The sequence below is a fragment of the Paenibacillus sp. OV219 genome (genome assembly GCF_900110075.1).
GTDB lineage: Bacteria > Bacillota > Bacilli > Paenibacillales > Paenibacillaceae > Paenibacillus_Z.
Genome location: NZ_FOCJ01000006.1, coordinates 178,517 through 199,889 on the forward strand (window position 1 = coordinate 178,517; position 21,373 = coordinate 199,889).

The 21,373-nt window shown below is 50.0% G+C and carries 24 protein-coding genes; 17 read left to right on the forward strand and 7 right to left on the reverse strand.

Annotated features, from left to right (window positions below; genetic code table 11):
* The first annotated feature begins 117 nt into the window (after positions 1–117).
* From BMY11_RS16580 to BMY11_RS16595, 4 genes are read left to right on the forward strand one after another with little or no spacing between them, the layout of a single operon-like run.
* A complete protein-coding gene (locus BMY11_RS16580; protein WP_090578348.1) occupies positions 118–1,059 on the forward strand; it encodes a COX15/CtaA family protein in 942 nt (313 codons plus the stop codon).
* A complete protein-coding gene (locus BMY11_RS16585; protein ID WP_090578351.1) occupies positions 1,056–2,822 on the forward strand; it encodes a UbiD family decarboxylase in 1,767 nt (588 codons plus the stop codon). Before BMY11_RS16580 ends, BMY11_RS16585 begins: the two co-directional genes overlap by 4 nt.
* Before the next feature lie 39 nt (positions 2,823–2,861).
* Positions 2,862–3,566, forward strand: coding sequence for a Cthe_2314 family HEPN domain-containing protein (locus BMY11_RS16590; protein WP_090578354.1), 705 nt, complete (start codon positions 2,862–2,864; stop codon positions 3,564–3,566).
* Positions 3,567–3,594: 28 nt separating this feature from the next.
* On the forward strand, positions 3,595–4,395 hold the full coding sequence (locus BMY11_RS16595; RefSeq protein WP_090578959.1) for an SDR family oxidoreductase: 801 nt from the start codon (positions 3,595–3,597) through the stop codon (positions 4,393–4,395).
* An 84-nt stretch (positions 4,396–4,479) separates the two neighbouring features.
* On the opposite strand, the gene BMY11_RS16600 is transcribed toward BMY11_RS16595, so the two are convergent.
* Positions 4,480–4,725, reverse strand: a complete 246-nt coding sequence (locus BMY11_RS16600) for a NifU family protein (RefSeq protein WP_090578360.1) — start codon at positions 4,723–4,725, stop codon at positions 4,480–4,482.
* Positions 4,726–4,815: 90 nt separating this feature from the next.
* On the opposite strand from BMY11_RS16600, the gene BMY11_RS16605 reads away from it, so the two are divergent.
* Positions 4,816–5,088, forward strand: a complete 273-nt coding sequence (locus BMY11_RS16605; RefSeq protein ID WP_090578962.1) for a YuzB family protein — start codon at positions 4,816–4,818, stop codon at positions 5,086–5,088.
* A gap of 61 nt (positions 5,089–5,149) precedes the next feature.
* On the opposite strand, the gene BMY11_RS16610 is transcribed toward BMY11_RS16605, so the two are convergent.
* A complete protein-coding gene (locus tag BMY11_RS16610) occupies positions 5,150–6,217 on the reverse strand; it encodes an NAD(P)/FAD-dependent oxidoreductase (RefSeq protein WP_090578363.1) in 1,068 nt (355 codons plus the stop codon).
* A 128-nt stretch (positions 6,218–6,345) separates the two neighbouring features.
* Positions 6,346–7,449, reverse strand: coding sequence for an aminofutalosine synthase MqnE (mqnE, locus tag BMY11_RS16615; protein WP_090578366.1), 1,104 nt, complete (start codon positions 7,447–7,449; stop codon positions 6,346–6,348).
* Positions 7,450–7,887: 438 nt separating this feature from the next.
* On the opposite strand from mqnE, the gene BMY11_RS16620 reads away from it, so the two are divergent.
* Together BMY11_RS16620 and BMY11_RS16625 are read left to right on the forward strand one after the other, a co-directional pair.
* Entirely contained in the window at positions 7,888–8,532 is a 645-nt protein-coding gene (locus BMY11_RS16620; RefSeq protein ID WP_090578369.1) for a PAQR family membrane homeostasis protein TrhA, read from the forward strand.
* A 126-nt stretch (positions 8,533–8,658) separates the two neighbouring features.
* Positions 8,659–9,021: a HesB/IscA family protein gene (locus tag BMY11_RS16625; protein ID WP_090578373.1), complete on the forward strand. Its 363-nt coding sequence runs from the start codon at positions 8,659–8,661 to the stop codon at positions 9,019–9,021.
* Between the two features lie 73 nt (positions 9,022–9,094).
* On the opposite strand, the gene BMY11_RS16630 is transcribed toward BMY11_RS16625, so the two are convergent.
* On the reverse strand, positions 9,095–9,619 hold the full coding sequence (locus BMY11_RS16630; protein ID WP_090578376.1) for an ankyrin repeat domain-containing protein: 525 nt from the start codon (positions 9,617–9,619) through the stop codon (positions 9,095–9,097).
* A 192-nt stretch (positions 9,620–9,811) separates the two neighbouring features.
* Here BMY11_RS16630 and BMY11_RS16635 point away from each other — a divergent pair, with 192 nt between their 5' ends.
* Complete coding sequence (locus tag BMY11_RS16635) at positions 9,812–10,186, forward strand: Rid family detoxifying hydrolase (protein WP_090578379.1); 375 nt, start codon at positions 9,812–9,814, stop codon at positions 10,184–10,186.
* Between the two features lie 65 nt (positions 10,187–10,251).
* On the opposite strand, the gene BMY11_RS16640 is transcribed toward BMY11_RS16635, so the two are convergent.
* Complete coding sequence (locus BMY11_RS16640; protein WP_090578383.1) at positions 10,252–11,199, reverse strand: aldo/keto reductase; 948 nt, start codon at positions 11,197–11,199, stop codon at positions 10,252–10,254.
* Positions 11,200–11,345: 146 nt separating this feature from the next.
* Here BMY11_RS16640 and BMY11_RS16645 point away from each other — a divergent pair, with 146 nt between their 5' ends.
* The 3 genes from BMY11_RS16645 to BMY11_RS16655 all read left to right on the forward strand — a co-directional run bounded on the left by BMY11_RS16645 (position 11,346) and on the right by BMY11_RS16655 (position 13,171).
* On the forward strand, positions 11,346–11,873 hold the full coding sequence (locus BMY11_RS16645) for an accessory gene regulator B family protein (RefSeq protein WP_177182678.1): 528 nt from the start codon (positions 11,346–11,348) through the stop codon (positions 11,871–11,873).
* A gap of 224 nt (positions 11,874–12,097) precedes the next feature.
* Positions 12,098–12,772: a YheC/YheD family protein gene (locus BMY11_RS16650; RefSeq protein ID WP_090578388.1), complete on the forward strand. Its 675-nt coding sequence runs from the start codon at positions 12,098–12,100 to the stop codon at positions 12,770–12,772.
* A 255-nt stretch (positions 12,773–13,027) separates the two neighbouring features.
* On the forward strand, positions 13,028–13,171 hold the full coding sequence (locus BMY11_RS16655) for a sporulation histidine kinase inhibitor Sda (protein WP_143069292.1): 144 nt from the start codon (positions 13,028–13,030) through the stop codon (positions 13,169–13,171).
* Positions 13,172–13,550: 379 nt separating this feature from the next.
* Here BMY11_RS16655 and BMY11_RS16660 read toward each other — a convergent pair whose 3' ends face one another.
* Positions 13,551–14,552, reverse strand: coding sequence for an NAD(P)/FAD-dependent oxidoreductase (locus tag BMY11_RS16660; RefSeq protein WP_090578394.1), 1,002 nt, complete (start codon positions 14,550–14,552; stop codon positions 13,551–13,553).
* A 333-nt stretch (positions 14,553–14,885) separates the two neighbouring features.
* Between BMY11_RS16660 and BMY11_RS16665 the strand changes: the two genes are divergently transcribed.
* Together BMY11_RS16665 and BMY11_RS16670 are read left to right on the forward strand one after the other, a co-directional pair.
* Positions 14,886–16,079 carry an NAD(P)/FAD-dependent oxidoreductase gene (locus BMY11_RS16665; protein ID WP_090578397.1) on the forward strand — a complete coding sequence of 398 codons (1,194 nt, stop codon included), beginning with the start codon at positions 14,886–14,888 and terminating at the stop codon, positions 16,077–16,079.
* Complete coding sequence (locus BMY11_RS16670; protein WP_090578400.1) at positions 16,079–16,333, forward strand: hypothetical protein; 255 nt, start codon at positions 16,079–16,081, stop codon at positions 16,331–16,333. Before BMY11_RS16665 ends, BMY11_RS16670 begins: the two co-directional genes overlap by 1 nt.
* A gap of 54 nt (positions 16,334–16,387) precedes the next feature.
* Here BMY11_RS16670 and hemQ read toward each other — a convergent pair whose 3' ends face one another.
* Positions 16,388–17,134, reverse strand: a complete 747-nt coding sequence (gene hemQ / locus BMY11_RS16675) for a hydrogen peroxide-dependent heme synthase (protein WP_090578403.1) — start codon at positions 17,132–17,134, stop codon at positions 16,388–16,390.
* 158 nt (positions 17,135–17,292) lie between these two features.
* On the opposite strand from hemQ, the gene BMY11_RS16680 reads away from it, so the two are divergent.
* From BMY11_RS16680 to zapE, 4 genes are all read left to right on the forward strand, one after another.
* The gene (locus BMY11_RS16680; protein ID WP_090578965.1) at positions 17,293–17,598 is read left to right on the forward strand and encodes a YuiB family protein; all 306 of its coding nucleotides are present in this window, start codon (positions 17,293–17,295) and stop codon (positions 17,596–17,598) included.
* A gap of 168 nt (positions 17,599–17,766) precedes the next feature.
* Positions 17,767–18,576, forward strand: a complete 810-nt coding sequence (locus tag BMY11_RS16685; RefSeq protein ID WP_177182679.1) for an alpha/beta fold hydrolase — start codon at positions 17,767–17,769, stop codon at positions 18,574–18,576.
* A 118-nt stretch (positions 18,577–18,694) separates the two neighbouring features.
* A complete protein-coding gene (locus BMY11_RS16690) occupies positions 18,695–20,242 on the forward strand; it encodes a replication initiation and membrane attachment family protein (RefSeq protein ID WP_090578408.1) in 1,548 nt (515 codons plus the stop codon).
* Between the two features lie 24 nt (positions 20,243–20,266).
* Positions 20,267–21,220 (forward strand): AFG1/ZapE family ATPase, encoded by a 954-nt coding sequence (gene zapE, locus BMY11_RS16695; RefSeq protein WP_090578968.1) that lies wholly within the window; start codon positions 20,267–20,269, stop codon positions 21,218–21,220.
* Positions 21,221–21,373 lie beyond the last annotated feature (153 nt).

A 21,373-nucleotide genomic window follows, 5' to 3' on the forward strand; every position in this document is an offset into this window, starting at 1 on the left:
TTTGCGGGCTTTCCGCCGCTTCATGTAAGGTTCGCTTCCTGTTCACAAGTTGAACATGGTATTTGCAACATCAGTTCGTTATAATTGGAGTTGATTCTTCTCGGAAGTTAGGTGATTATGTTGAATTTTAGCCGATATCGCGCGCTTGTGATTGCAACTTGCATCGGCATGTTATGCGTTCTTCTGGCTGGCGCACTCGTGACGAAGACCGGTTCAGGAGATGGCTGCGGCACCGATTGGCCGCTTTGCAACGGCAAATTTGTACCCGCTCATACGCTTGAATCTTTAATCGAATATAGCCACCGGTTTATTACCGGCATCGTCGGCATGCTTGTACTGGCATCTTTCATTGCGACGCTGATGATGTACCGTTCTTACAAAGAGCCGATTATTTACGCTTCCGGCTCAGGCTTCTTCACGCTGTTACAAGCACTGCTCGGTGCACTGGCGGTGAAATTTCCGACTTCGCCTGCAATAATGGCGCTACACTTTGGCTTCTCGATTATGGCGTTCACGTTTACACTGCTGCTCGTCATGTGGACAAGAAGGCTGAAGAATGACCAGCAAGCAGTTGATAAAACGGTGCGAGTCATCCCGGTTTCGGTGTATGCCTTCTCGCTCTCCATTCTGGTATACAGCTATTTCGTCATTTATCTCGGAGCTTATGTTCGCCATACTGTTTCATCTGGCGGATGCGTCGGCTGGCCGCTTTGTAACGGGGATTTGATCCCGACGATGGAAGGGGCGACTCGCATCGTCTTCATTCACCGCGTGGCTGCTGCCGTACTATGGCTGCTGATCTTGCTGTTCTTGATTCATGTGAACCGTGTCTGCAAAGGCGTGCAACACGCGAGTATGCGGAATACCGCGACGCTCGTGTTCATTCTTGTGTGCTGCCAAGTGCTGAGCGGTGCGCTGCTAACTATTACAATTCGCAATAATGACTGGTTTATTTTTACGAGCATTTTGCACAACCTAATAATATCCGGCTTGTTCGGCATCCTATGTGATTTTATGATTCGAGCTTGGAAATGGCGCGAAGGGCGGTTTAATGCATGAGTTTTACAGATTTGCGCGGATTGATCGACACGCTTCGGCGTGAAGGCGATCTGGCGGTTATTGATACTCCGGTTGATCCCTACTTGGAATTAGCCGAGATACATAGACGGGTCATCGATCAGGAGGGTCCAGCGCTTCTATTCACGAACGTGATTGGAAGCCCCTTCCCTGTAGTGACGAACCTGTTTGGCACGATAAGAAGGGTTGACCTGGCATTCGGACCGCGTCCGGAAGCGTTCATGAAGCAGGTCGTCGGTGCGATGGATCGATTGCTCCCGCCGACACCGAAAGCGATTTGGGGAGAGCGTTCGCTTATTTGGGATGCGTTAAAAGTAGGCATTAAAGAAGTACCGGCATCCTCGGCACCGGTACTTGGCGCTCTCAAAGCAGAGCGACCGCTCGAAGGGCTCCCTGCGATTACGAGCTGGCAGCTTGACGGTGGACCGTTCATTACACTCCCACTCGTCTACACGGAGCATCCGGAGCACCGCAAGCAGCATAACCTAGGGATGTACCGGATGCAGGTTTTTGACCATTCGACGACTGGGATGCATTGGCAGATCCATAAGGGTGGCGGCTTCCATTACCATGAAGCCGAGAAGCGGAATGAGGCTCTGCCCGTGTCCGTTTTCTTAGGTGGTCCTCCTGCGCTCATCGCCTCGGCGATTGCTCCAGTGCCAGAGCATCTGCCAGAGCTGCTGCTGTCTTCGTTAATAACGGGCGGCAAGTTGCCGGTTGTACAAGATCCGCGTGGCAGCCACCGGATTCCGGCACATGCCGAATTTGTCATGAGCGGTAGAGTAGCGCCTCATGTGCGCCGACCGGAAGGGCCGTTCGGCGATCACTATGGCTATTATTCGTGGACGCATGACTTCCCGGTTTTCAACGTTAACCATATGTGGCACCGCAAGGATGCGATTTATCCGGCGACGATTGTGGGCAAGCCGCGCCAAGAGGACTACTACCTCGGCGATTTCCTGCAGCGTTTGCTGTCGCCGGCTTTCCCGCTTGCGATGCCTGGCGTGAAGGACTTGTGGACCTATGCAGAGACAGGCTTCCACGCACTGGCTGCTGCGGTCGTCCGCGAGAGTTACTCGCGTGAAGCGCTCGGCACTGCGTTCCGAATTCTTGGCGAAGGTCAGCTAACGCTGACAAAATATTTGATGATCACGGACCAACCGGTTGAGCTGGCGAACTTCCCGCAGCTGATGGAAACGGTGCTGGAGCGTTTCAGACCGGAAACCGATTTGTTTGTCTTTGATAAGACATCTCATGATACACTAGATTATACAGGCGGTAAGCTGAACCACGGCAGTAAAGCCGTTATGCTTGGCGTCGGTGAGCCGGTGCGCGAGCTGCCAGCCGTCTACGACGAAGGGCTGATCGACGAGATCACCGGCATCCAGCCATACTGCCGCGGCTGTCTGGTCGTATCCGGAGCAGCCTTCGCCGATGAGCCGGAGCTGCCGCAGCGCCTGCTGCAACGATTGCGCGAGAAGGGAACACGTTGGCCGCTCGTAATTTTGGCAGATGATGCCGAGATTGCCAGCGCACAGACTCCGTTCCTGTGGACAGTCTTTACCCGCTTTAACCCTGCAGATGATATCTATGCAGAGACAACGCTCAAGCGCCATCACGTCGGCTATGAGCTGCCGCTTGTCATTGATGCGCGGATGAAACCGGGCTACCCGGATGAGCTAATTCCGCGTGAGGACATTGTAGAGCTGGTCGACCGCAAGTGGAAGACGTATTTTCAGGCATAACCGTCTACGTCATCACGAGGACATCAGGAGGGATCGGACATGCTCAGAGCATTGTTTGGCGAACCGCCGCGTAAGTTAGAGGGAAAGCTGCTTGAAGCGATGCAGGCGATGGAACGGTATGCGGCTCTGCTGAATAAACAGATTGCAGGTGGACGTGACCAGGATCATAAGCTGCGCAAGTACGAGATTTATACGCTTGGACTGATCGCTTCGCTTGATGAACTGGAGCAAAGCCACTATGTTGCAGGCAAGTATGCGGCTAGGATCAAGGCGGCGACGATTGAAGCGCTGACGCCTGAGGAGCGGATGGTCTACAACCGATACGTCTATTTTGACAAAAATGCGTTCATTCGGCTGTTCTCCTTGCTTGATAAACTCGGTACGCTCATGAATGAATACTTGGGGCTGCAGACCGAGCGGGTGAAGCCGCATTTCTCGTACTTCACCGTGATCCGCAGCATGCTGCACCGCAATCAATATCCCGAACTGAACTTGCCGCTTCAGGAGCTGAAGGAGCATGGCAAACCGGCGATGAATCGGCTTCGCAAACGGCGCAATACGGAGATCCACTTCATGAATTCCGAAATGCAGGATGATCTGCGGCAAAGCCATGATGCCTATTCTGAGCAGCATCATCTTGAGAATATCGCACAGCAGGTCGATGACATGAACCAAATGATGGACCTCGTGCTGGACACACTTAAGCTGACCTTTCATCATGCTTATCGCCAGATGAGAAAGTGACAGGAACTTAGGGGGAAAGCCCATGGAGCTGAAAGGCAAGACTGCTTTAGTGACAGGCAGCGCGAAAGGGTTAGGCAAAATGACAGCGCAAACGCTCGCCCAGATGGGCTGCGACATTGTGCTGAACTATAAGTCGAGCGAGCAGGAGGCCCTGCAGCTCGCCGCTGAGATTGAACAGCAGTACGGCGTCAGGGCGATTGCAATCGGCGCCGATATTGCTGTGCAGAGTGACGTAAAGCAGCTTGCAGAGCAGGCGCTTGCTTGGTCGCTAACGGGCAGCATTGATATTCTGATCAACAATGCTGGACCTTTCATTCGCGAGCGGCGGCTGTTCGCCGACTATTCCGCGGATGATATTATTGGACTTGTAAACGGCAATTTACTTGGCGTTATGCTGTTAGACCACCATCTGCTTCCAGGCATGCGGAATCAGCAATGGGGGAGAATCATTCATTTCGGCTTCGGTCATGCCGGAGAAGGTAGGGCTTGGCCGCATCGGGCGGTCTATGCCAGCGCGAAGACGGGGCTCGTCTCATTCACGAAGACGCTCGCCGTCGAAGAAGCTGCGAGCGGCATTACGGTGCATATGGTATGCCCAGGTGACATTCGCGGCGTGAACAAAGAGCGGACGATTGCAGAGGTCGCTGGCGAGCAGGATGAGGAATCGCCTCGTGGGCGGCCAGGAAGCGGCGAAGACGTTGCGCGCGTTATCTCGTTCTTGTGCTTGCCGCAGTCGGACTACTTGACTGGAAATATTGTTGACGTCACAGGCGGGTTCGACCCGATCAAGACGTCCATCAAATCTTCTAATAGTACATCCCGTACGTGATAAACAACAACAAAAGAGTCTTGCCCTCCATGCTGCTTAGGAAGCAACCGGATGGCAAGACTCTTATTTGTAAATAATAGAAGACTAGAATACTTGCATAACTTCTTGTACGCCTTCGACTTCCTCAAGCAGAGCACGTTCAATACCTGCTTTAAGTGTAATCGTCGAGCTTGGGCAGCTACCGCAAGCACCAACCAAACGCAGCTTAACGATGCCGTCCTCAACATCTACGAGTTCAACGTCGCCGCCATCGCGTTGCAAGAACGGGCGAAGCTTATCCAGTACGTCGAGAACCTCATCGTACATTGTGCTTTGTGCATTTTCACTCATTGCAATCCACTCCTTTCTCCCCTATTATAGTACAAAGTGAATCAATTGAAAATGGATATCAACCAACTAGGGCTGGGTGAAACAAACAAGATGTTAAAACCAATGATAGAATTTTGCGCGAGCAACATGCATCACGGCACTGACCGGCTGATGAAGAAGCTCGAAGCGAATCCAGACTTCGATGTCATCGAGTATGGCTGTTTAGGCAATTGTGGTGAATGTTACATGGTACCTTTCGGGATGGTCGATGGTACGATCATCGCTGCAGAAACGGTAGATGAACTGGAACAAGAGATAATGAAGGCCATTGAGAAGCAGAAGGCAGAACGTGAAGCGCTCGATCGGCTCATTGATGATATGTAAGGCGCAAGCCGCCTAGACGGCAGGGAGCCAGCACTTCACGAAAGAACATATACCTTTTAGTTTAGCCAAAATGATGCTTCGACATCCAGAGCACGCCGCTCTTCATTACACGCGGGATGCGGCCCATCATCGGTGTTTTGCCCATAAGGCCGAAGCCGGATTTCTTACCTAGAGAGCCGAGAACGCCTTTGAGCTTAATCTTGCCGAGCTTAGGTGTCTTGCCGGCCCAGATGGCTTGCATGACTTCAGCAACTTGTGCGCCTTGACCTTCCGCCGCTTGTGCGCTTGGCGAGAATGGCAGAGAAGCACAGTCACCGACGATGAACACTTCGTTATAATCAGGCAGCTGATGAAGCTCGTTGATAATAAGACGGCCTTGATTGTCCTTCGGAAGGTTCATGCGCTGCACAAGCGCTACAGGCTGAATGCCAGCCGTCCATACCGTAACATCCGACAGAATTGGCGAAGTATTGTTAAGATCATACAGAGCGCCTTCCTCCAGCTTATGCAGCGAAACATGTCCACGCATTTCCACTTCATGCTCGATAAACCACGAAGAAACAAATTCCTGCAGCTTGCCAGGGAATGCGGATAGAATGCTTGGACCGCGATCGATGATTCGAATGTTAAGGTCCGGACGGCTTTCACGCAGTTCCGAAGCCACTTCAACGCCGCTAAGACCGCCGCCGACAATGTTGATCTGTCCATATGGCTTCACATCGTTCAGCGCTAAGTAGGTTCTGCGCGAAGCGGAGAAGGTTTGAATGCTATGCGAGTACAATTCCGCGCCATCAATGCCATGGAACTTATCTGTACAACCTAGCGCAACAACGAGCCACTCGTAATCAAGCGAGTCTTGTCCAGCCATCTGTATCTGTCTCGCATCCAAATCCACATCTGTTACTTCACCGTACATAATAATGAGCCTCGGATCGGACGGGAAGGCAACACGCAGCTCAACATCACAGCTCGTTCCGGCAACAAGTGCATAATATTCCGTTTTTAAACCTTGATAAGGCATACGGTCGATCAGCACGACGACTGTATCGTCCGGCAGTTCGCCCTCAAGCAATTTGTGCGCAACAGTCAATCCTCCATAACCGCCGCCAAGGATGACAAAACGTTTCATAAGATAAATCCCAACTTTCTCTGTGCAATAAGTTCTACGCTGCTTGTGGATGATTATCCGTAGTATATGCCTAACTGACCCGGACCATCAGTGCTTGTCCGGGCCGAGGCCGTGGCAATACCTGCTTTCTATTCGTAAACTTTAACTTCGTTGTAAAATGTATCGCGCTCAACCGGAATACGGCCTGCGCCTTTAATAAGCCAGATCAAGTCCTCGCGTGTGATGCCTTCTGGTGTAAGTGCGCCGGCAGCATGGCTGATCCGTTCTTTTACCATCGTACCATGAACGTCGGAAGCGCCCATCGTAAGCGCGACTTGCGTAAGCTGCGTACCGATGTTGATAAAGTAAGCCTTGATGTGCTTAATGTTATCGAGCATCAGGCGGCTAATCGCAATGGCCTTTAAATCATCGAACGCCGAGTTACGGCGGCGAATGCTTGCTTTTGGGCTAATTGGCTGCATGGACAGCGGGATGAATACTTGGAAGCCGTTCGTTTCATCCTGTAGCTCGCGGATTTGGAGCATATGGTCGATCCGATCTTCCTTCTTCTCAACGGAGCCGTACAGCATCGTCGTATGCGTACGCAGACCGAGGTCATGCGCCGTGCGGTGCACTTCGAGATACTGTGAAACGTCGGCTTTGTCGACCTTCATCTTCTTGCGGTACTCGTCGGACAGAATTTCTGCTCCACCGCCAGTGAGCGATACCAAGCCGACTTTCATCAGCTCTTGAATCACTTCGCGGTAATTTAAGCCGCTGATGCGGGAGAAGAAGTCAATCTCTGCTGCGGTATATGCTTTAAGTGCGACTTCTGGGAAACGTTCGTGCAACGCTTTGAGCGAATCTACGTAGTACTGGAATGGTACATGCGGATTATGTCCGCCAACGATATGGAATTCGCGCACGTCCGGATGGATGTGCTGCTCAACGTAAGCGATCATTTCTTCGCCGCTCAGCGTATATGAACCATCTTGGCCTTGATCCTTACGGAAGTTGCAGAATGCGCAATGAGCTTCACAGACGTTTGTGAAGTAAAGGCTCATGTTCTCGATAAAATACACTTTACGTCCGTTTTTCTGCAAATTCACTTCATTGGCAAGCTGTCCGATTGTGAGTAGATCATCTGTGTGGTACAGAAACACGCCATCTTCACGGTTCAGGCGCTCGCCTGCACGAACTTTCTCGACGATGGACTGCATTTGTTTCGCTTCTGTCGGTATTGCAATATTCATAACGGCTTCCTCCTAGTCCGCCGGGCACGTACTTGACCATGCATAAAGGGATGAGCAGCAACGTAAGCTGTTCATCCTAAAGCGATGGCCTTCGTACAACAACGAATCCGCCCGCATATGCATGGTTGGCGAAGACGTCCAGTTTGAGTCCGGAGTATGATGTGAAATAGTTTTAAAAAAAGAAAATAAACAACATTGTGAAAAAAATTACTTGCGCCGACTCTAAAAAACCAATTGACAATGACTTAACTTATTATAAACCTCATTATGGTGAGCGGCAACTATTAAGTCATACCAACGTAACATGACATTGGAAGGTACCGGACTTAAGTCGGTTGGCACAAAGTGAAATGACATGGTACGCTATTCCAAAATGATAGGACTGGTTGCTGCATCAGGCTGCTGTCCAGCGGAAGAAAAGAGGTTTAAATAATAGATATGGCAAACACACATACGTATTCACGCAGGGAAGAAGTGGCGAACGCCATTACGCATGGACTTGGCGCGGCACTCAGCATTGCTGCGCTCGTGCTTCTGATTGTTTTTGCAGCGCTTAAAGGGAATGCTGAACATGTCGTCAGCTTCACGATTTACGGTTCGATGATGCTTCTGCTGTATGTCTCTTCAACACTCGTACACAGCTTTCCAGAGGGGAAAGCGAAGAAGTTTTTTGAAATTATGGATCACTCCTGCATTTATCTCTTTATCGCTGGAACGTATACGCCTATCGTGCTTCATATGGTACAAGGCGCGGCAGGGTGGACGTTATTCGGCATCGTCTGGGGGCTCGCGCTATGCGGTGTCGTGTTTAAGGCATTCTACGCGTCCAAATTTCTGTTCACTTCAACGGTGCTATACGTGCTTATGGGTTGGATTATCGTCTTTGCTTGGGGGCCCTTAAGGGAGAATCTTGCTCCGGCCGGACTTCAATTACTTATTGCCGGCGGCGTGCTCTACACGATAGGGACCATCTTCTACGTATGGCGCAGCTTTAAATATCACCATGCGGTATGGCATATGTTCGTGCTCGGAGGCTCGGCGCTTCATTTCTTTGCGATCTTATTGTACGTCTTGCCGCGATGAAGGGTAAGGTTAAATGCAGGTTGTTCGTGTATTGAGTCCACCTGCAAAGTGGAGTATAATTAACTTACGAATATAAAGTGAGTTCCAGCATTTTAGATGAGTTAAACAAGCCCAAGGAGGGATAGCATGATTACAATTAGCGATTCAGCGAACGAGAAGATAAAAGAAATGCTTGCAGCGGAGGAATCTCCTGAGCTGTTCTTGCGCATCGGCGTGAAGGAAGGCGGCTGCAGCGGATTCTCTTATGGCATGGGCTTCGACGATGAGCTTGCCGATACAGATAAAGAGATGGCATTTAGCGGCTTGAAGGTTGTCGTAGATAACGACAGCATCAAGTATTTGAATGGACTCATTATCGACTACAAAGAGTCCGCCATAGGCGGCGGCTTCACCATTGAGAACCCGAACGCATCGGCAACATGTGGCTGCGGCTCAAGCTTCCGCACAGCTTCGGATGCAGGCAAGCCGGCTGCGGCTGGCGAGTGCTAATTATTGAATTAGCGGGTAGGCGATAACCCCGTACACGAAAGCCCTGACAGTTACTGTCAGGGCTTTTTGCTGTTTATTCGATTCTAGCTCCATTGCGGCGAAGGAGTTCCTCTACATGGTGGTTACCTTGCTTCACTGCAAGAGCCAGCGCCGTTTCTCCACCCTCGATTGCTGCATTCACTTCGGCTCCATGTTCAATCAACAAGCGGATCATCTCGATGTTATCGTCGTGGAAAGCAGCGGTGTGCAGACAAGTATGACCATTGTTGTCAAAAATCGTTGTCTGGGCTTGCCCCGCCAGAAGTAAACGAATGACATCGATGCTGCGCTCTCCTGCAATTGCTGCGTGCAAAGCGGTATTCGAAGGTATGTAAGAAAGCTTGGAATGAGATACCGTATTAACATTCGCGCCATGTTCCAGCAATACCCGCACAGCATCTTTGTTTCCGAAGTGTGCTGCATACCCAAGTGGTGTCAGTCCTTGTTCATTTTCTGTATTTGCAAGCTCCGAATGGGCTTCCAAAAACACTCTTAAACGTTCAGCATCACCGGACTGCGCCGCTTGAAATACATCCTCAATCTGTTGTTTGAGCTCCATTCTCAGCTAACCCCCATCTTGAATGTGGTCATACTTCCGTTTTCCATTTTATCTGAACTCTCCAATTCCGGAGATCCTACTATATTTTTTCTGAATGGAGGATCGATTCTCCTGCTTTATTTTGCAGGAAATGGAAGTGGTGGTGTCGAATGGAGTGTTGGGAATTCCGTGAAGTGGGGGGACTGATAAGCGATGAAGGAACCGATACAAACGGCTAATGCGCAGCAGCCTGGATCTATGCCGTATTCACAAGCCATTCGAGTAGGCGACGTTATCTATGTGGCAGGGCAAGGGCCGATTGACCCTGTAACGGATGAACTGGTGGGAGATACGCTTGAGCATCAGGCAAGAAGGGCACTGGACAATGTTGCAGCGATACTTGAAGCAGCTGGCGCGAAGCTGTCGGACGTCGTGAAAGTGACTGTTTTGCTCGGTGAAGGGGTAGACTTCGGTGCATTCAATGTAATCTACAAAGAGTATTTCACAGAGCCTTACCCTGCACGGACGATTTCGCCTTCTCCAATGGGATTCATGGTGCAGATCGATGCAATTGCACATCTTACTTAAATAATAAGGGCTGCGAAAAGCACGAACGACGTACCTGTCGTTCACTCTTCGCAGCCCTTTATTCATTATTCCGCCGCAGCGATGGCGCGGATTTCCGCAAGCGTTGCTTCATCTAGCGTAAAATCAATGGCTGGTAGTACGCTAAGAATATGGCTCGGTTTTCGCACGCCAACGATGGCGCTCGTAATTGCTGGATGCGCGAGATCGTATGCGATTGCAAGCTGTGGCAGTGTAATGTCATAACGCGCAGCGATCAGCTTCAGCTTCTCGGCTCTGTCGACATTGCTGCGCAGCCCTTCGCCCGTGTGAGCCTTGTTGCGGGAGCGCCAGTCGTCCGGTCCGAATGTCGTATCGTATGTATAGTTGCCAGATAGTAGGCCGGAAGTAAGCGGGCTGTACGCAACGACGCCAATGCCGTTTGCTTGGCAGAACGGAAGCAGCTCCTTCTCCGCGGCAGGTCTTAGAATCGAATATGGCGGCTGCAACGAGTCGACATGTCTGACGGTGAGCGATTGCTGAAGCTGCTCCACATTGTAATTACTCACGCCGACATAGCGGACTTTGCCGTCCTGTACGAGCTTATCCATCGCACGCATCGTCTCTTCAGCTGGTAGTTCCGCATCCGGCCAGTGCATCTGGTACAGGTCGATGTAATCTGTGCCGAGCCGTTTAAGTGAAGCTTCCGCTTCGCGAAGGACGGATTCATATGCGCCGGTACGTGTAATGGCGCCATTCTCATCCCACACGAGACCGCATTTGGTCGCGATGACGACACGGTCACGATCTTTGCTCAGCGCCTTGCCGAGCACTTCCTCTGAATGTCCGAGCCCATAAACAGCTGCCGTATCATAGAAGGTAATGCCTGCATCCAGTGCGGCGCGCACGCTCTCCGCTGACATGTCATCGTCCTGGCCGCCCCAGGCGCTTGCCCAGCCTGCACCACCGATCGCCCAAGAGCCGAAGCCGATCACGGAAATCTCAGGACCGTTCTTGCCTAATTTGCGGTATTTCATCGAAAGTATCACTCCCTAAACGTTATACGAACTGGCATTTCCTATTCATTATAATCACGATGTGGCAGTGTAAACAACTTTGGTATACTATGGAGAAAATGCTAGATTCTCAAAGTGAGGAATCAAGAATAGAGAGGGTCGTCGATATGCTTCAGAGAGCTGCCGCAGCATTGCATGCCAGAATCAAGGAAAGCGGGGCAGAGGCGCCTTCTGTTCCGGTCATTGTTTATGCACTCGAAATTGTGTTTAATACGGTTTCCATCGCATTACTTGTTCTGCTGGTAGGGCTTGCGACAGGCGAGCTGCTTCGAACCGCCGAGCTGCTCATTCTATTCGCCGTCGTCCGATTCATATCAGGTGGATATCACCTGCCTTCTAATTCATACTGCATTATCGTATCAACGATTGTGCTGGCAACATTGCCGCACATCAACTTGCCTGATGCATTCATGTTCGGTCTCACTTGCGCATCTCTGCTCATGATGATCATCTTTGCCCCAGCCAATTACGACACTTATGCGCGTATTGCTCCTAAGTATTATCCGCTAATGAAGCTGCTCGCCTGCCTCATCGTCGCGGCTAACTTACTCCTTCAATCGGACATGCTCGCGCTTGCTTTTGCTGTCCAAGCGGTCCTGCTGCCATTCAAGAACAAACCCGCGTCAGCGGCTTAACTTTATACGATAAAACTGCTAGAACCTTGCTGCATGGATGAGAGAGACGCATCTGTCAGCAAGGCTATTTTGTGCTGTGAATCGGCTTATTGCCCGGGCAATAGCGTTCTATCGTTCTATCAGCCTATTAATTCAGGCGACTTGCCCCTAACAATCATCCAAGAGACTCCTGTCTTTGAGGCATATGCTGTCTCATATAACGGTACGAAAGTGAGGCTTGGCGCATGGGCGATGATCAAGGAAGGCAGTTGGCCAGCAAATGGGCGAAGACGGAGGCACTGCTGTCCCACTCGGGTATTGCTCCGCATATCCCGCCAACACGGATGTTTACGAAAGCGAATTTGAGCAGTATGCTGCAGGCGCATGGGATGGTTGTAGTGAAGCCAGTACGCGGAGCAGGCGGCCACGGTGTCATCAAAGTAACGAGAGACAACGGGAGCTATGCGTATACGTATTACTCCAAGACGAACCGCTTTGGGAGCTTTGATGCGATGTACCAATCGCTGAGTGGCAAGAAAGGGGCACGCCGCTATTTGATTCAAAAAGGGATTCGGCTTGCAACCATCGGCGGCAGACCAATCGACTATCGGGTGAAATATGTCAAACAAGCGGACGGTCATTGGGCGATTACGGCAATTGTCGGCAGGCTGGCGAAACCTGGCTTATTCGTGACGAATATTTGCCGCGGAGGCACGCTCCTGAGTGGATCGGAAGGTATTCGCAGATCGTTCTCAAGTAGTAGCGTCGTGCCGAAGAAACGGCTGATGCGCCAGTTGACACAGATGTCGACAGGTGTGCTGGAAGGGCGGTTTCCGGGTATTGGACAGCTGGGTTTTGACTTCGGAATTGATCGGAACGGGAAGATTTGGATCTTCGAAGTGAACACAAGACCCCAATAATTGTTTTACTGATTTGATAGCTTATGTTAATAGATTAATAGAGTGTCATTAAAGTTTTTTATCAAACGTGTATATTGTCGGGCTGTGTATAACCGTATCCACAGTATCCTCCGTGAATTTCCTCACTATTCGACGATTACTCACAAGTTGCACACACGCTGTCCACAAAGGGATGTGGATAATCGGAACGCTTGTTCCATCCTATTTGGACATGCTAAGATGAATTTGGAATTAAGAGGAAAGGAGTTGAGCGATATGGACCAGCTGTCTGACGAGCTGTTGCTTGATGCGTTCCAAACGGCGAACAAGTATAACTTGGATCAAGAATTTATCCAGCTATTGAACGCTGAAATCAACCGCAGACAAATTAACGCTGAAGGCTACCTCCACACAGCTTAAACCTACTCCTCGTCCTCGAACGATTATGGCCATTCCGAAATTTGTACCTCATACGTAGCCGAACAGCTAGGACAATAGACAACATGACTACAATTATTCCCTATAAACGACAATGATGGAATCGTCTCGCTATTGGTAATCGTGTCAGGCTGATAAGGTGCATATGGGCCGGTGAAATCGTCAAGCCGTCCACAATCTTCAGTTTGTAAGGAGCATACGGGGCAAAGCGCATAGAGCTGCTCCAAACCGTTGCAAATGGGACATAACATATAGAAAAGGGTACCCTCCTTTGCCACCTGTGAATGGTACATCTCAAGATCGGCTAAAGTTTAGGATACCCTTTTTATTTTGAAAATCATCCGCTGTTACGCTGTAATGGTTAGAGCTTCATGCTGCTGCTATGACCTGGCGAGAGCTTCGCGGTCGGATCTACATACACCTTCGCATTGTTAATCGCAGTCGGCGCTTCGCCGAACCCAACGGCAATCAGCTTCAGCTTACCTGGATAAGTCGTAATATCACCTGCGGCGAATATACCCGGCACACTTGTTTCCATTCGGGAATCTACTATGATTGATCCGTTGTCGATCTCTAGTCCCCATTCCGCTATTGGGCCAAGCGAGGATACGAATCCGAAATTAACGATGACGGCATCAACGGCAAGTTCCTTCTTCTCAGCAGTCTTTCCGTGCTGCAAGGTGACAGATTCAATCGCGTCTGAACCGTTCAATGAGATCAGCTCATACGGGGTAAGCACGTTCACTTTGGAATTCATCAGGTTCTCCACGCTATGCTCATGAGCTCGGAATTTATCCCGCCTATGCACGAGGCTGACACTTGCTGCAATCGGCTCCAGCATCAGTGACCAATCTACAGCCGAATCACCACCACCGCTTACCATCACATGCTTGCCCTGAAAATGACTGAGGTCATTAATGAAGTAATACAAATTTTGCTTCTCGAATTTGGCTGCCTCAGCAAGCTCCAGACGACGAGGCTCGAAAGCGCCAACGCCTGCCGTAATGATGACTGCTTTGGCATAATGTACGGTCTTGTCTGTCACAATCTCGAAATCGCGTTCGTCCCGCTTGTTCACGGAAATAACCTTTTCCTCCAAACGAATTTCCGGCTTAAACATATCCATTTGCTTCTTCAACTGCTCAACTAATTCTCCAGCGGTCACTTTCGGAAACCCAGCAACATCATAGATGTACTTTTCAGGATAGAGAGCGGCAAGCTGTCCGCCCAGCTCAGGCATGCTTTCGATAATTTTAACGGAAGCTTGGCGCATGCCGCCATAGAAAGCAGCGAACATACCGGCAGGACCTCCGCCAATGATCACGATATCGACGACTTGTGCAGGAGCAACAGAACTAGACATGAGTAACACCTCCGTAAAGAAATTCAAGAACCCTATGTTTCAGCGCTATACGACTGGATAAATCTTCTTGTACATTATATCGTTTCGACAAGCCTCGGGGAAATAAGAAAATTGGATGTTATTCTAAATATTTTCGTATATTTTACCCTTGAACTTTATTGAAAAAGTTTGTAAACTGTGAGGTATTAGTATTCGGTTTATCGAACTGGACACAGACTTTTCATAAAAGCTCGACTCGGGTTACACACTAACATTATTCATCGTCTGTGTTTGTGTAATTTTTCACAATGTTATGAAAAAGACAAAGAAATCACGAATGGATGGGATTCTGCGATGAGCAACATACCGAAAATTGTTATACTAGGGGCCGGTTACGGCGGTGTTTTGACAGCACTTCGTCTTCAGAAAGAACTGAATTACAACGAAGCTGACGTAACGCTCGTGAACAAGCATGATTACCACTACTTCACGACACATCTTCACATGCCGGCTGCGGGCACAGACAAGACAGAAAACGCACGCGTTAGCATCTCCAAGCTGATTGACGAATTCAAAATCGACTTCGTTAAATCGACTGTCGTACAAATCCGTACGCAAGATAAGAAAGTTATTCTTGAAGACGGTACTCTCTCGTACGATTATCTCGTAATCGGCCTTGGCGGTGAGCCTGAAACATTCGGTATCCCAGGTATGCTTGAATACGCAATGAACATTCGCTCGATTAACTCTGTTCGCTTGATCCGCGAACACATTGAGTACCAATTCGCACGCTTCAAGCGTGAACCACACCGTACAGATTACCTTACTTTCGTTGTCGGCGGCGCTGGCTTCACAGGTATCGAATTTGTCGGTGAGCTGGCAGATCGTCTTCCAGAGCTTTGTAAGCAGAATGACGTTGATCCTTCGCTTATTAAGCTTTACAATATCGAAGCTGCTCCAACTGCGCTTCCTGGCTTTGACCCAGAGCTCGTTGAGTATGCCATGCAAGTACTGACGAAGAAAGGCGTAACATTCCGCATCGGCACTCCGATCAAAGAATGTACTCCTGACGGCGTTATCGTTGGCGACAACGAAGAAATCAAAGCAGCTACAGTTATCTGGGCAGCTGGCGTTCGCGGTAACCGCCTGATCGAAGAAGCGGGTATCGAAGTTATGCGCGGCCGTGTTAAGGTTGACGAGTCGCTTCGCGCTCCAGGCCACGAGAACATCTACATTGTTGGCGACAACTCCCTGATGTTCAATCCGGAAGGCCGTCCGTACCCACCAACAGCTCAAATCGCTATGCAACAAGGCGTAGTTTGCGCGCACAACCTGGTTGCTTCGATCCGTAACCAACCGCTGAAGAAATTCGAATTCAAGAACAAAGGTACCGTTGCATCCCTTGGTAAAGGCGAAGCAGTCGGTCTTGCATTCGGCAAGAAATATAAAGGCAGCGTAGCGGCAATGCTGAAGAAAGCAATCGACATCCGTTACCTGTACATCATCGGTGGTATTCCACTCGTTGTTAAAAAAGGTAAGTTCCTATAATGAGACACTGCAGCGTGCAGGTTCGAGGGTTACTGACGCGTGAGGAGCTAGATCGCTACAATGCGCTGATGGAAGTGGGCTCTTACTTAGAGTCGCAGAACCGTTACGACTTGGTATATACGGTGCAGAAAGAAGTGGATATCCTTATTCTTCCGGGCATTGAACGGTTGAAGGAGAAGGGCCGCGAGCGTGACCGGCAGACGGAAGCGTACTTGGAAATGAAACGTCTACTCGAAGAGGACGACGAGGACTAAAATAATAAAGCGGATGGAACGTCAGTAGTGACGTTTCATCCGCTTTTTTAAAAACTAGATGCTGAACAACTGCTGAAGCTTCTCGTCTGTGATGCGATTGCCGACGTAGAATTCACCGAATTCGCCGAAGCGCGCGCTTACTTCATCGAAGCGCATTTCATAGACAAGCTTCTTGAATTGAAGCGCATCTTCCGCGAACAGCGTAACGCCCCACTCCCAGTTGTCGAAGCCAACGGAGCCTGTAATGATTTGTTTCACTTTGCCCGCATACCCGCGGCCGATCATGCCATGGCTGCGCATCATGGTGCGGCGCTCTTCCATGCTGAGCATGTACCAGTTGTCGTTGCCTTCGCGGCGCTTGTTCATCGGGTAGAAGCAGATGTGGTTCCATTTTGGCAGAATCGGCTTCAATCTTGCGAGAATTTCCGGGCTTTGCATTGGGTCTGTGCCCGGAGGCGCCATGTAGTTGCTCAGTTCCACGATGCTCACGTACGAGTGCGCCGGAATGGTGAACTGAGCGAATGTCGTCTTATTGAACGCATTCTCGATGGCATTCAGTTCTTCGAGCGTTTCGCGGAGGTGCATCAGGACGAAATCCGCCTTCTGGCCTACGATGGAATAGAAAGCGGTGCTGCCTTGTTTATTATCTTCAACGGACTGCCAGTCAGACAGGAAGGATTGAAGCTCGTCCAGTGCAATAGCACGCTCTCCTTCGTCTGCTAATTTCCAAGCCGTCCAGTCAATTGTGCGGAAATCATGCAAGGCGTACCAGCCTTCCAGCGTTTGAGCTGCTTCACTCATCGGTATCTCTCCTCTATAGGTGTAATTGTCGTCTACATTGTAACGTAATGGAACAAAGGAGAGCAAATGACGGACTTGTGACAACAGCTGTGAATGAATTGACTTCCTCGAAGCCATCTACTACACTTATTCGTAGCGAAAGGGGAATCAAGCACGGCATGAACGGTGACGTTAATATTCTACAGCTTATTATTGCAACGGTATTGTTTTTTGTAATGGTGTTCGGTATCGGATTTATATTGAACATGCTGCTAAAAACAACCTTTTTTCCGATTTATCTATATGTTCTGGTAGGAATTCCAATCTTCATCTGGCAAACTTGGGATAAAACGAAGACGTTTACAGACAACTTCTCCGCCTTCACGTTCGTCGACATTGTTCCAGCAATCGGAGCGCTCATTGGCGCATACGTAAGTGGTGTGACGATTCGGGCATTACGTCGTGGCGGATACAAAATGTTCTAAGATGAAATTACAGACGGCAAGGCCATACTAAGGATCAAACGTAGAAAGCTGGCTGACTTAAAGCTCCACAGCGCAGCTTTCGAAGAGCCGAGGTGATGTGCATTGCCGTTTTTTCTATTGGGCTTGCATTATGAACGTACAGGAAAGGATAATGGGGGACCGCCAATTTTGACGGTTCATCCGCCCTGTCTGACAAGCCGCCTATTCGTCCCACTTGGAGAGAAGCTGGCAGGCGATAGCGAGCTAATTAGATTCGATATTCGTGGACATGGTGCGAGTAACGCAGGAAATGGGAAGCTTACACTCGGCTTAATTGCTGAAGATATGCGGCAGCTGCTCGACGAGCTTGGTGAGAAGACCGCCTATCTATGCTCGTATGGCGCAGGGTCGTTCCCACTGTTGACGGCGTTACTGGCGTACCCGGAGAGATTCATCGGTGGCATTCTCATTAACGGAACTGCTGGTTATACCGACATTGTAACCCGCTCGAAGCTGCAGGCTTCCTACATTACAAGTAGGCTTGCGCCAAAGGATCCGATTGCGTACAATTCTGCACTTGGCGAAGCGGGGAGCAAAGCGGAGGTTCAGGCGCTCTATGAGGAAGCGAAGCAGGGAGATGCTTCCGAATGGCGGGAGTATACAGCAGCATGCCTGGACAGCTCGGTGCAGAAGCGGATTGGCCAGCTCCGGCAGCCGATGCTTCTTATCTATGGAGCGGATGATCAGGTCAGTCAGCATTATGCAGGTGCGCTGCGAAAGGGACTGCCGAATTGTGAGCTGTACGGTATTAAAGGTGCGAGTAAGCAGCTGCTGATGAAACATCCTTCTACTACCGCTTTTATCATATCGCAATGGATTGATAAGCAGGAGCATCCGGAGCTTGCCGATACGTTCGAGGAACGGTCTGCGCTTTTGGAAGAGCTTATGAGCCATGGCGCTATGGAAGGATTGCATGACGAGAATCATCCACAGCACTAGAGCACAGTTAGGACATTATAATAAGTTCCCTCGAGAGGGGGAATTTTCTTTTTTTTCTACGGCTTATCCTATGGTAAACTAGTAGAAAGAATAAAAGGCGGATGGAGTCGGTAGTGAGATGCGGATCGGAAGCTTACATCATTTTACTGAACATCATCGTTATTATACCTTTCGCGATTTTTCGTTAAGTGCAGTCGACCGCAAAATGATCGCGCTCATCTATCAATCTATGATTGGCGCGTTCGCAGCAGGTTTGTACCAGCTGCTCTATCAGCAGGCAGCCGATGACAAGGTCGGGTATTCGCCGCTTGCACCGCAGCGTAAGCTGCTGCTTGGCCTTGGGCTAGAGATGAGCGAGCGCAGCAGGCAGGAGCTTGTTCTTCATGCTTCACGGCTAGAAGCGGTTGGGCTGCTGCAAGTCTCGAAGCTCGGTGTACTCGATAATGATGATGTTGTTTATGAATATGAACTAATGAAGCCTTTATCGCCGGATGAGTTCTTCGGAAGCCCGCATCTGACGATGCTGCTGCGTGATAAAGTTGGCAAGCATTCCGTTATTGCGCTGCGGGAATGCTTTTATGCGAAGGAAGATGATGAGCTCGCAAGCGCTGAGCTGCAGCGGGAGAATATTACGGTGCCGTTCTACGAGCTATTCCGCTTGAACACGCAAGGTATCGATCTTGAGCTGGAGCAGGCGCTCACCGAAGTAGCGCCGGCAAGGCAGCCAGCGCCTAAGCCGCAAACGCTGGAGACAGCAGGAATCCAGTATGGCGATATTATTATGCGGTTCCCGCGCAACTCGGCGAACCGTCAATATGTGGAGCGTCTGCGCGGAGATCAGGAAGCGATTGCGCAGCTCAATTACATCGCGTACAAATATAACTTGGACGCGGCTGATCTTAGCCGATTGCTCGATGAAGATAACATCTTCACGAGCAAAGGCGAGCTGCTCATTGATGAGCTGCAGCTGCGGGCGAATCAGATGTACCGCCAGGACCGCAAGCGAACGGACGAGCGCCAGCGGATGTACGGTAGAATGTCTGCAGCGAAGGCGGAGAATGAGCAAACGGATGATGGCAGTGACGATATGCCGGATGAAGTGGCCGTTCAAGCTGAATATTATATGGACGTGCCTGCACAGCTGGCAGGCCGGTGCGATATCCACCAGTACAACATGCTGATGCGGAACGAGCCGCATACACGATTTATTGCACGTTTCTTCCCAGGAGCAGTGCCGGAGTGGCTCATTCGTGTATTTGAAGTAATCGATCATAATTATCGTTTGCAAGGTGCAGTCATAAACGTCCTTATCCATTATGTTCTTGGTTTTAACGACGCGCAGCGCGTGACGAAAGCTTTTATTGATACAGTAGCTTCAAACATGCTGATGAAAGGCATTGATTCCTTCGAGAAGGCCGTCGGCTATGTGCGCGACCAGGGGAAAGTCGAAGCGGATAAAGAACGCCGCCGCGATGGTGGTATCGGTGCGGCGAATGCTTCTTCAGGAGCGCCGCGGAGTCAGCGTGGCGCTTCGCAGCGAGGCGGCGGGGCTCGTAAGCCATCAATTCCGATTATGCCTGAAGCGCCAAGTGGATCGCCGCTGTCGGCGGAGGAGATGGAAGAGATTCGGCTGATGGCACGTAGGTTAGATGGTAAAACAACGTAAACAAGAGGTGAGGCCCACATGGCGATGGAATCGCTAGGCGACCTGTTAAAGCGAATGCCAGGCGGCAGCAATGCGCTGCGCCAGGCCGACAAGCTAATGGAAGATCTGCTGGCTGACCCATTGGTCGGCCTGCTTCGCAATAAATATCCGGAGCTGGATGATGACACCATCCGGCTTAATATGAACAAAATTTATCAATGTACGAAAGAATACCGCAGCTGCTCGAATTGTCCGGGACTTGACGCATGTCCGAATGATTTTGAAGGGCATTATACGGAGCTGTCCTGTGAACGCATTGGTACGCTTATTCAATTGAATGACCGCAAAGTATCCTGCAAGAAGCTGCTTGCAAAACAAGGTGAGAATAAAATTCGCAGCCGAATTCGCAGCTTCTATGTCGATGACCGCGCGCTGTCTCAAGGCTATTCCGCAGATGAAATTGTGTCTAAGGATGTTGAGCGAATGAAAGCGGTCGGTCAATTGATGCGCTATATCAACATCACGAAGGAGAAGGGCTTGCAGCAGGAAGGGCTGTTCATGACAGGCTCATTCGGCACAGGCAAAACCTTCCTCATGTGCTATATGCTTCATGAACTTGCGAAGGCAGGATTCACGGGGGCGATTGTGTATATGCCTGAGTTCGTGGAAGACTTGAAGTCGCTTATGATGGAGCCGCTCAAGTTGAAGGAAACCGTCGATCTGATGAAAGAGACCGATCTCCTCATATTCGATGATATCGGTGCGGAGAATTTGAACCCATGGGTGCGCGATCATGTGCTCGGCTCGATTCTTAATTACCGAATGAATCGCAAACCGACGTTCTATACGTCCAACTACGGACTCGATGCGCTGGAGCAGCATTTCAGCTTTACGAACAAGGATGGCGATGAGCTTCATAAAGGACAACGGCTTATGGACCGTGTTCGTCCTTATGTTGAGCTTGTCCATGTTACAGGTCATAATAAACGCGGGCGTTAACTGTACATCGAGAGCCGGAAGCAGCAGCTTCCGGCTCTTCGTACAGGTTGATTCATTCTTTTAATAAAAGGAAATCGTTTGATTGAGTGGCATTTTTCGACAAATCATTTACGGGATAAATAATATAATATAATATATTCAATAGATTTAGCG

Excerpts from the sequence above, each read along its gene's own strand:
- BMY11_RS16580 (WP_090578348.1), top strand. The coding sequence starts at position 118 with ATGTTGAATTTTAGCCGATATCGCGCGCTTGTGATTGCAACTTGCATC.
- BMY11_RS16585 (WP_090578351.1), top strand. The coding sequence starts at position 1,056 with ATGAGTTTTACAGATTTGCGCGGATTGATCGACACGCTTCGGCGTGAA.
- BMY11_RS16590 (WP_090578354.1), top strand. The coding sequence starts at position 2,862 with ATGCTCAGAGCATTGTTTGGCGAACCGCCGCGTAAGTTAGAGGGAAAG.
- BMY11_RS16600 (WP_090578360.1), bottom strand. The coding sequence starts at position 4,725 with ATGAGTGAAAATGCACAAAGCACAATGTACGATGAGGTTCTCGACGTA.
- BMY11_RS16605 (WP_090578962.1), top strand. The coding sequence starts at position 4,816 with ATGTTAAAACCAATGATAGAATTTTGCGCGAGCAACATGCATCACGGC.
- BMY11_RS16610 (WP_090578363.1), bottom strand. The coding sequence starts at position 6,217 with ATGAAACGTTTTGTCATCCTTGGCGGCGGTTATGGAGGATTGACTGTT.
- mqnE (WP_090578366.1), bottom strand. The coding sequence starts at position 7,449 with ATGAATATTGCAATACCGACAGAAGCGAAACAAATGCAGTCCATCGTC.
- BMY11_RS16620 (WP_090578369.1), top strand. The coding sequence starts at position 7,888 with ATGGCAAACACACATACGTATTCACGCAGGGAAGAAGTGGCGAACGCC.
- BMY11_RS16625 (WP_090578373.1), top strand. The coding sequence starts at position 8,659 with ATGATTACAATTAGCGATTCAGCGAACGAGAAGATAAAAGAAATGCTT.
- BMY11_RS16630 (WP_090578376.1), bottom strand. The coding sequence starts at position 9,619 with ATGGAGCTCAAACAACAGATTGAGGATGTATTTCAAGCGGCGCAGTCC.
- BMY11_RS16635 (WP_090578379.1), top strand. The coding sequence starts at position 9,812 with ATGAAGGAACCGATACAAACGGCTAATGCGCAGCAGCCTGGATCTATG.
- BMY11_RS16640 (WP_090578383.1), bottom strand. The coding sequence starts at position 11,199 with ATGAAATACCGCAAATTAGGCAAGAACGGTCCTGAGATTTCCGTGATC.
- BMY11_RS16645 (WP_177182678.1), top strand. The coding sequence starts at position 11,346 with ATGCTTCAGAGAGCTGCCGCAGCATTGCATGCCAGAATCAAGGAAAGC.
- BMY11_RS16650 (WP_090578388.1), top strand. The coding sequence starts at position 12,098 with ATGGGCGATGATCAAGGAAGGCAGTTGGCCAGCAAATGGGCGAAGACG.
- BMY11_RS16655 (WP_143069292.1), top strand. The coding sequence starts at position 13,028 with ATGGACCAGCTGTCTGACGAGCTGTTGCTTGATGCGTTCCAAACGGCG.
- BMY11_RS16660 (WP_090578394.1), bottom strand. The coding sequence starts at position 14,552 with ATGTCTAGTTCTGTTGCTCCTGCACAAGTCGTCGATATCGTGATCATT.
- BMY11_RS16665 (WP_090578397.1), top strand. The coding sequence starts at position 14,886 with ATGAGCAACATACCGAAAATTGTTATACTAGGGGCCGGTTACGGCGGT.
- BMY11_RS16670 (WP_090578400.1), top strand. The coding sequence starts at position 16,079 with ATGAGACACTGCAGCGTGCAGGTTCGAGGGTTACTGACGCGTGAGGAG.
- hemQ (WP_090578403.1), bottom strand. The coding sequence starts at position 17,134 with ATGAGTGAAGCAGCTCAAACGCTGGAAGGCTGGTACGCCTTGCATGAT.
- BMY11_RS16680 (WP_090578965.1), top strand. The coding sequence starts at position 17,293 with ATGAACGGTGACGTTAATATTCTACAGCTTATTATTGCAACGGTATTG.
- BMY11_RS16690 (WP_090578408.1), top strand. The coding sequence starts at position 18,695 with ATGCGGATCGGAAGCTTACATCATTTTACTGAACATCATCGTTATTAT.
- zapE (WP_090578968.1), top strand. The coding sequence starts at position 20,267 with ATGGAATCGCTAGGCGACCTGTTAAAGCGAATGCCAGGCGGCAGCAAT.